The 9349-nt window shown below is 46.6% G+C and carries 8 protein-coding genes; 1 reads left to right on the top strand and 7 read right to left on the bottom strand.

All coding sequences use genetic code 11. The annotated features are described in order from the left end of the window. Window positions 1-194, top strand: a 194-nt coding sequence (locus tag ABGY95_RS12910; RefSeq protein ID WP_347442098.1) for a hypothetical protein, incomplete at its 5' end; no start/stop codon positions are given. Between the two features lie 581 nt (window positions 195-775). Here ABGY95_RS12910 and ABGY95_RS12905 read toward each other — a convergent pair. The 7 genes from ABGY95_RS12905 to ABGY95_RS12875 all read right to left on the bottom strand — a co-directional run. Beyond that, window positions 776-3127, bottom strand: coding sequence for a hypothetical protein (locus ABGY95_RS12905; RefSeq protein WP_347442097.1), 2352 nt, complete (start codon window positions 3125-3127; stop codon window positions 776-778). 15 nt (window positions 3128-3142) lie between these two features. Further along, complete coding sequence (locus tag ABGY95_RS12900) at window positions 3143-3709, bottom strand: hypothetical protein (RefSeq protein ID WP_347442096.1); 567 nt, start codon at window positions 3707-3709, stop codon at window positions 3143-3145. A gap of 17 nt (window positions 3710-3726) precedes the next feature. After that, a complete protein-coding gene (locus tag ABGY95_RS12895) occupies window positions 3727-4263 on the bottom strand; it encodes a hypothetical protein (RefSeq protein WP_347442095.1) in 537 nt (178 codons plus the stop codon). 3 nt (window positions 4264-4266) lie between these two features. Next, the gene (locus tag ABGY95_RS12890) at window positions 4267-5502 is read right to left on the bottom strand and encodes a hypothetical protein (protein WP_347442094.1); all 1236 of its coding nucleotides are present in this window, start codon (window positions 5500-5502) and stop codon (window positions 4267-4269) included. Continuing rightward, entirely contained in the window at window positions 5495-6439 is a 945-nt protein-coding gene (locus tag ABGY95_RS12885; RefSeq protein WP_347442093.1) for a hypothetical protein, read from the bottom strand. The genes ABGY95_RS12890 and ABGY95_RS12885 overlap by 8 nt, the downstream gene beginning before the upstream one ends. Beyond that, window positions 6439-7674 (bottom strand): type II secretion system F family protein, encoded by a 1236-nt coding sequence (locus ABGY95_RS12880; RefSeq protein WP_347442092.1) that lies wholly within the window; start codon window positions 7672-7674, stop codon window positions 6439-6441. Before ABGY95_RS12880 ends, ABGY95_RS12885 begins: the two co-directional genes overlap by 1 nt. A gap of 2 nt (window positions 7675-7676) precedes the next feature. Continuing rightward, a partial coding sequence (locus ABGY95_RS12875; RefSeq protein WP_347442091.1) for a GspE/PulE family protein occupies window positions 7677-9349 on the bottom strand: 1673 nt, incomplete at its 5' end.

Raw genomic sequence — 9349 nt, 5'->3', positions numbered from 1 at the left:
TAAATGCAGCTATGAGACCGAGTCTCGAAGAACTGAAGTTAGTTTCTCTCGCGCTCCCTGTGGCAGGTGAGGCGGGGCGCAATCTACATATTCCCAGACTCCGCGCAAGCTCTTTCGACACTTTTTTTATTTTTCTTTTAGAAACACTTCACAACTCAGTTAAAAATAGACTAACCACGTCAGCCCCGCTTTAAACCAGCCGCGAATGCAAAGCTAAAATACACGCCTTCAGTTAAAAGACGGCTGAGATGCTACTAGTGGGAAAGGTACAAAAGTACAACACCCAAAATGGCAACATGGGTGGAAGGAAAGCTTCAACATCTTAAGTCTCGCTTGCAATCTTAGGACGCGGCCTAGAACATCTAACATGTGCGAGACTCTCAACAGTTGCATCAAGCCAAGAACACAAGTCGTTGGACTATTCCAAACGAAGCTAAACTTGAGCGCCTCGTTACCGCAGTTTGCGGTGAAGATATCAGAAGAAGAGCAGGCTGAAAAAACTAGCTAACTCTCAACTAAAAAACAAAAAATTACCAGCTTCACCCCTAACTTAAATTAGCTTTTACTGACAAAAATCACATAACCATTACTGCTAGATAGAGCTGTAATAACCGCTCCTGCTGCCACACTTCACGCAACACATTAACCGCGCAAAACCAATTGCTTACACTCTAAAAAAAGAGCACGCAAGGCTGGCAGAGCAAAATAGACGACAACTATCCAACTATGAGAAAACTCTCATGCGTCAAGTAAAACCTCGAACTCTCGGACTCTCTTAGTGTCGGTGGCCTTTATAGACATTCCGTTTCCCGCTGGCGGCTGGGGTTACTGATGGTTTTCTAGGCTTAGGTTTAGGTAGATACCACAGAGAACGTCGCGCGCGCTCTTGCTGAATCCTTTGGTCTTGTTTATCTGGATCTGAATACTTGTATGGCAAAACACTTTTATCAGCCTGCAAATCTCTAACCAATTGTGATTTATCCGCGTTTCTTTGCTGAAGAGCCCTGAGATCAGGGCGACCACTGACAATACTCGGGCTAATAAAAATGACTAATTCCTCACGGATCACGTTTTTTTGGATCGTCGAAAATAGACGTTTGAGTCCAGGTATGTGCATCAATACAGGGATACCACTTTCGGTCGACTCGTTACGCTCGGTGATCAACCCGCCCAGTACGATAGTTTCACCATTCGGCACAGTGACTATGGTCTGTATACTTTCCTGTCCAATGGTAGGGATACTATTTCCGTCAATCACTGCTTCACCGATGATATTATTGTTTGTGAATGCGATATTCAATGTAACTTCATCTTTTGAGTTCACTAGAGGTATAACCTCCAGCTCCAACAAAATATCACGGTAGGCGATATTCGTAGATTGAGAACCATTAGCTCCGGACCCACCCTGAGTGAAGCTATTGGTAGGAACTGCCACTTGCTGACCGGAAGACAAAATCGCTCGACGATTGTTTGTGGTAAAGACTGTTGGGCGAGCCATCAAATGGAATTTCCCACTATCCTCCATCGCACGGAGTGTTGCCGTGAAATGCTTGCCGATTTGCCCGTAGAGAGAAAATCCAGCTGCAGCATCAAACGCTCCCAGATTAGTAAGGGTCGCTGGATCTGCTAGAATTGGATAGCCAGTTCTATTCTGGCCAGCAAATCCAGAATCAGCACCACGGGTGGCTTGATAGGTCCTCGCAAAATCCACACCAAAGTCTATGGAGTCACCCAGATTGTATCGGCCAAATATTGCAGTAATCTGCACCTGATCAGCAATCACGTCCATCTCCGCAATCAAATCTTTTACGACCTTAATCGACGAAGGTGGTCCTTTGATAATTAGAGTATTATTACTATTATCAGCAACCAATAAGGTCTTCCCTATAATGACAGCCTCCGGCCCGTCTTCACGACTAGTTTCAGCTAGTGCGCCGCCAGCATTATTTTGGCTAAATGAACCATTGCCAGTTACCTGCCCACGGTTTTGACCAGCCTGAGTTCCACCTTTATCACTCTGGCGGTTACCTCGATTGCCTTGCTCGGCAGCTTTTACTGATACTTGGGTAATCGCATTTTCAGCAATATTTAAGAATTCTGAAACCGAGAGAAATTTAAGTTTGTGTTTGAAAAAATTACGTTCATCGAGCGGTGAGTCAAACCCTCTCACTAAACCTTCAGCAACCTCGACATCGATAGGCCTGCCGATGACAAAAATACGATTCGTTCGAATATCAGATAAGACCTGAACACTGCTAAAACTTTCACCACCAGTTGTACGCCCTTTAACAAGATTGGCCCCACCTCCCTTATTTCCAGTAACCTGTAGGACTGCGGCGGTTGGAGCCCCGCTAACCGCGGAAAGCTGAGTATTTTGTTGCGCACTGAACTCCATAATAGATTTCACACTTTCAGCTGTTTCTTCAGCGTCGGCATGCTCCAGGGCAATCCATTTCTGAGTCGACAGCTCCTGAGGAATATCGATTCTATTTTTGATATCTATCAGGGTACGAATCAACTGAGAGTTCTCAGTGATAATCAAAGCGTTTGCATTTGGAACTGGCACGATAGAACCGTGCTGACCAAGCTGGGACACGACACCAGTGAAAATACTCATTGCCTCCTCTGGCTTGATATTCTCTAAGCCCATGACATACGAAACGAGCTCCTCAGTGTCAGGAAGCAAGAACACATCTGAAACGAGTGGGTAACCACCGGGAGTCCTCGCCTGAGGCGCGGGCAGCAACTTCACTTCACTTGGGCCACTAGGAACAAAGACCAATCCCTCTAGAAAGGCTGTTTTAACAAGAAGGTCGGCAGCCTCACGATAAGTGAGCGGCCCTGGTTGCACAAAACTGATCTCCACCCCTTGCGCAGCTTTGGTGATGATCACGCGTTTACCTGTGAACTTCCGGTAGAGGATAGCGATGCCTTCACCGCTTAACAACGGCTCTTCACACCCTTCTTTGATTATTGTTTCTGGGTCAACTAGAGGCTTTACCCCATTCCCTGGAACAGGTGGCGCAATCGGGGGTGCCGCTGGCAACGCTGGTGCCTGAGCCATGGATATTCCAGCCAAGGCTAATGTCACTGAGAGACCTGTGAGAGTTTTAGAAAATGAATACATAAGGAGATCGATCGGTTATTTTGTGCGTGGCACGGATGTAGTGGGTGTGCGGCGGACGCGTGGTCTACGAGTGGTAGAGCGGGAAGTTGGAACTGGGGGCTTAACAGACGAAGATGGCCTAGAGGCTGAGCTTGGATTCGCTGGAGACTTGCGGACAACTTGGGTAGCTTTGGCTATACCGTTTTTTATATCAGTTGAATTATAGGCTATGGTCATTTTGCGCGTACCAGTCATAACAGTCACAGTTGTCTTCATGTAGTCGTCCTTATTTTTATTCACCTTAATCAATTTGATACCATCTTTGTTCGCTGGCGCCCCCTCGCGAAGGTATATACGTTTTTGAGAATCTTTGCGATCCACCACAGTCACAAACCAGCCATCATCAAGCATGGAAACTCCGCGCAGGGTGAGGGAGTTATTTATGACTGGCTGTTGCGTAGGCACAACAGGCTTCTTAATGACAAATGCAGAACGAGATAACAGAGACCGATACTCGTTTATCGATGGATTCTTAGGCAATGCAGCTTGGCCCACAGCCGAGAAAGCTACGATAATGAAAATGAATGTTATGAATTTAGCCATGACAATATTCTTTGGTATTATAAGGACTCTGAATTGATCAGCCATTGTTCAGCTGTGATTGTACAGATAACCAAACCTTCCTCATCAACCTTACTAGTTGGTCGCATGACGAGTTGCGTTACAGCACGGAATTCGGTTGGCTGATGAATATCAATTAGCCAGTTGTAGAGTTGTTCCTCGGTAGCTATTGCTTGGATTTGAATTTTAGTACGTTGATACACCCCGTTGGTATCAATCATGGGACTAAGTTGGGGTTTCGCTGGAGTAAATCCATGCTTAGCTCCAGAGCTATTCAGAAAAGCCAACAACTTACTCTGCTCTTCACCAAAGGAGGTAGGTTTGGGTTCATGTTCATCAACCCAACTCACTTCTTTTGCTATTAATTCAGCATTTGAAGCACTGTTCTTATAGCTAAGTGATTGAGCCGAGAGAGTCATCGTTTCCCCCTCTTTTTCTCGGTACGAGGTGAGGTATTGCTTTATTCCCCACACATGCGCTAACACCAGCACGATACCAGCAATCATCAGCAACATTGTTCTTTCTCGCTTATTCATAGTTTAGTATTCATTGTATCCAAGAGGCTTGGCATTGTACTGAAAATCCCAACGGTTCGTTTTTTGTGATTTTTTTGCTTCGGGAAACTCCCATTCATAGTCTTCAGCAAAGATAGTAGACTTTTTCAACTTCGACTTAAAGCGGTTGAGCGAGTCTGTATTCTTTGCGTTCCCTTTGATTTGTACGAATCCGTTCTGCACATTGACATCAATGAATCGGATGGGCTGACCAGCAGGAATACTCATCACACATTCTTTGTAGACGCGAAGTGGCCAATTGTCCGTAACAACGGGCTCGAGCTCAGCCCAGACACTAAAGTGCAATTGATTGTCTTCCCAAAGTGGAGCAAACTGTGCGACCTCGTCGGTGAGTTTAGCAATGTTTTGGTCTTGTTGGTAACTCTTCCACCAAAGCACACCTGCAGCGCTAACATAAAAAGCGGCGACAGCCATCAAAATGGCGCGTAAGCGCATCATCGAATTGACTCGTTTTTCCCACTCACTAACAGCGGTAGGTTGCAATTCTATCTCAGTTGTAGGAAAACTAGGAACAGGCCTAGCCTCTTCTTTTAAGAGCAGGTTGACAGTGGCTAGATCCGAAACGAGAGACTCCGCAGAATTTCCTACCGATGACCAGAGCAAGAGTTCGTGAGGGTGGAAAGATATTCCTTTGATCGCTAATTGGTTGATCAGCAAACTAACGGAGCTCGCAAGGTCTTGAACTTCACGACCAATTGGCTCCACCAAAAAAGGCGTATTGTTCCGGTAAAATGCGAGACACCACGTGTGCCTCTCCTTCCAAAGAGCGATGCAATCTCCCTCCACTTTGGGTGAATAAAATCTAGCTGAGAAATCAAACGAATAATGACGGAGATCATTTTTCTCATTGAGCTCTTCTTCAAGCAAGTAAACTGCCGTGACAAACGATTTGCTTTTGGAATTTTCAACCAGAATACAATCCCACCCTTTGTAGTTTTCGACGTCCATTAACAAGCCTGCACTCTCTAACTCCAGCTGACATGCCCCGCGGTATAGTTCTTCTTCGTCACTCGGCACGACAATTGGAAGAGTCGCCACACGACAGACGGAAAAGGCAACACGGGCACCAGGTTGGGCATCGGACTTCCCGACAGCTCCCTCAAGCGATTTCACATGCGTGACACCGCCAGAGCTCTGGCACCATATATCCCAACCGTCGCCATCCGATGGCAAGATCACTGATTTCTCTGATTTACTCACTTACTAATTGCTTTTCTTGATAGTCTAAAATGTTAGTTTGCTGCCCTTTAGCACCACTAATAACCTTGATTAGTTGGCGGAAGTTACCTGAATACCCCTCACTCTCAATCCTTAAAATCTCACCTTTTGTGGTGAAACGTTGCGCTATTTGATCTCGGTTTTCTGCTGGCGACACCAAATCATCCAATGCTTCTCCGACTGTAGCAAAGCGAATATCATCTTCTGACCCCATCATTTCGTCATCACCTGCGACAAACCCGCGAAACTGTGCCGCCATTGCGATTTCCACCTCGGCTGCTGCCGCAATCAATTCTGGAAGTGCCTCATGTATGTCCATGGGTCCCTTTGACCAAACCGTGAAATACTCTCTCCAATCTGGTTTCAAATTCTCAATGAGCACAAAACCTCGAACTAGGGGAAGCTCGTCCAAGCTTCTAAACATCCGGTTGTATGGGCGATCGCTATAGCCTAGACCCAGATAATAATCCTCTTCAGCACCGTTCAAACTAAGCAAGGTATCGCCATCAACCCAATCGATCAAGGCATCCACAAGTAAGTCGATTTCTTTATCCTCGAGCCCCCATAACTTAAATAAATTTACCAGTGCCCCTTTGTCATTAGAAGTGAGCGCTGCATTGATATTCAAACGTGATGCCTCAGGTTCAATTTTTACGGTATAGCCCTCATCGTATCCGGTATCCGGTGAAAACAGGATTGGGTCATCCCTCTTCACGCCGGGGTGAAGACCAAAGCTCAGACCAGCATGGGCCTGTTGCCAAGCGGTGAACGTGTGAACTTCTGCCACGTTGTCATCCACATCCACCTTCAGCAAGGTAAGAGTCACGACCAATAAGGTCGTCATAAAGGAAACCACCCACAAAACTGCAATGAGAGCTATCCCTGTGCGTCCTCTTAATGATGGATGCGCTATTTTCATTACTTCTTAGGCCCTAGATTGGACATCGTTTCGTAAATTGCCTGAATCATGGTGTATGATAATAGCGCCACTAAACCAGCCATCGCTAAAAGAACTATTGGAGAAATGAGCCCCAGCACACTTTGGATTAAAATAGCAAGTCGTTTATCGTAGTACTCAGCAGCACGACTCATCGCTCTAGCAAGCTTGCCAGTGCTTTCACCCACGCCAATCAGATCCACCATATTTGGCGGGAACATCTCGGTCTTCCGCATACAACGTGTGAGTTGATAGCCATCACCAACCCCTTCAGTTATCCCCTGTAGACGCCCTCTAAAGTAGCGATTGGTTACTGTTTCCGATGTGAGCTGCAATGCCTGCACCAATGGCACCCCATTGGTAAGCAGATTCGCCAATGTTTGAAGCCACTGGACATAAATTCCATACTGAATCACTTTTCCTATAATGGGCAAAGTCAACTTGGCTTGATCCCATTTAGCTTTATTTGCTTCAGGCTGAAGCCAGACTTTGAGACCCACCATCGCTGCTATAATCAAAATGAGTAAGATCACCCAATGCCCACGTAGTACATCTCCAACAGTTGTAGCCAATTTCACACCTAATGGCATTTCTGACCCAGGCATCCCTTCCAAAAGGCTGGTGATCTGAGGCAACAAATAAAAGATGAAAACAAGAGTCACTATGACACACGCCAAAATCAAAAAGGCCGGGTAGATCATTGCCTGACTCAATTTAGACCTGAGCTCCATCTGCTCCTTCATGTAGGCTCCATGTTGCTTGAGAATAGTCTGCAGGCTACCACTAGCCTCACCGGCCTTTACCAAATTACAATAAAGTTGGTCGAACTGGGCTGAGACTCGCGGGAGGGATTGGTACATTTGCTCACCTTCTGTCACCCAGCGTCGCAGCTTAGAGGACGCCAGCTTTAGCACGCCACTTTCATCTCGTTCTTCCATAGAAGCCAATGCTGGCTCTAAGGGTAAACCTGCTTCCAGCAATTCACTTAATTCTTCGGTGAAGGCGATGACATCTTTATTTTTGAGATACACAGGTTCGACGACATCATCTTTTTCAACCTTTTTTTGTTTACCTAGTGATGCTTCAACTATCGAAACAGGGCGCAAGCCTTGCGATTGGAGTTGGCGCATAGCTTCTGGCCGGGATCCCACCTCAATGTCACCCGTTTGCTTTGCCCCTGCCGCATCCATTGCGATATATTTAAAAACCTTCGCCATGACTAATCTTGGCTCAACCCAGAGTGTGTGTGCGTGCAAGAAAGAACCTCTTCAATCGAAGTCACCCCCTTCATCACCTTGCGCCATCCATAATCGCGCATTGTCTCGAAACCCTCTTTTACTGCTTGCTCAAAAATAGCATTTTCGTCGGCTCCTTTAGCTATCAAACCTTGAATAGATTCAGAGACCTTACAGATTTCATAAATGGCTGTACGCCCTTGGTACCCAGTGTGACGGCACTCAGGACAACCAACTGGTGCTGCGGGGTGTCCGCCTAGTTGATAAATCTGATTAGGCATGCCCAACTCTATAGCTCGACTCTCTGACCACCCTTTAACTGGCTCAGTGCAATGGCTACAAAGCTTGCGGACAAGTCGCTGGGCGAGAAACGCACGAACGGATGCCGAAACCAAGAATGGCTCGATGTCCATATCGAGTAATCGGCTGATACCGCCAATTGCTGTATTGGTGTGTAGCGTACTAAATACCAAATGGCCTGTGAGTGAAGCTCGGATAGCGATCTCTGCAGTTTCAGTGTCACGAATCTCACCAATCATCACATTGTTCGGGTCGGCTCGCAGTATAGAACGCAGTCCTTTGGCAAAAGTGAGCCCAACCTCTGGACGCACAGCAATCTGTACGATCCCTGGCAACTTGTTCTCCACTGGATCTTCGATCGTGACCGTGCGCGTCTCGGGTTTATTTAAGTAATCGAGGAAGCAATAAAGGCTGGTCGACTTACCTGAACCCGTTGGACCAGTAGCCAAAATAACACCGTGGGAAAGTGCTAAGACTTCAAGGATAGACTCCTTAACTGAATCCTCCAAGCCCAGCGCATGGATGTTAAATTTTTCTTGGTTAAGCAAACGCAGGCTCACCGTTTCTCCTTCCACCGAAGGAATGGTTGCGACACGCACGTCGATACTTTTCCCAGCATTCTTCAAGTGGATACGACCATCCTGAGGCATCCTTCGTTCGGCCACGTCAAGACGTGACATAATTTTCAAACGAGCCACTACCGATGACTGCAAGGCATTAATTCGTTCAGGAACTGGCACATCCAGCAATTGGCCATCCACTCGGTAGCGGATGCGTAAAATATCACTCTGCGGCTCGATGTGAATATCTGTAGCCGTATGGACTAAGGCCTCACGGATAATCTGGTTCACAAAGCGTAAAACACTCGCTTCATCCGACTCATCTTCATCCAACACTGAAGCTTCATCTTTTTCAGCCAATTGATCAGCATGAATATCACGTCCTGCGAGAATCTTCTCAAAAGTATCCGCCCCCACACCATAAATGGCACTAAGGCTGGCTCGCACCTGACGACGCTCGCCCATGACCCAGCGAATAGTGAATGGCAATTTACGTGACAAAGCCTGCCTCGCATCCATACGAAATGGGTCGTAACAAACCAAGGTTAAGACCTCTTCTTCCAGCTTCAAAGGTACCACTTGGTAGCGAATCGCGAGCGCGGCACTGCAAATTTTCTTCAGCGATGGAATATCATCTGGCTCGCGCTCCCCCACCACTAGAGTCATTCTAGCTAACTCTGACACACCTCTAAAAAACTCTTCTTCCTGAACCAATCCAGCATCTAACAACGCATCAATTATTGGCAACTGCATCTGGACGGCACTATCGATAAGCTCCTCAACACTTGCCACCTCGG

Source organism: Rubritalea sp., assembly GCF_039830215.1.
GTDB lineage: Bacteria > Verrucomicrobiota > Verrucomicrobiia > Verrucomicrobiales > Akkermansiaceae > Rubritalea.
Note: the sequence above shows the minus strand (reverse complement) of the source record. Positions and strands in the feature narration are given on the sequence as shown.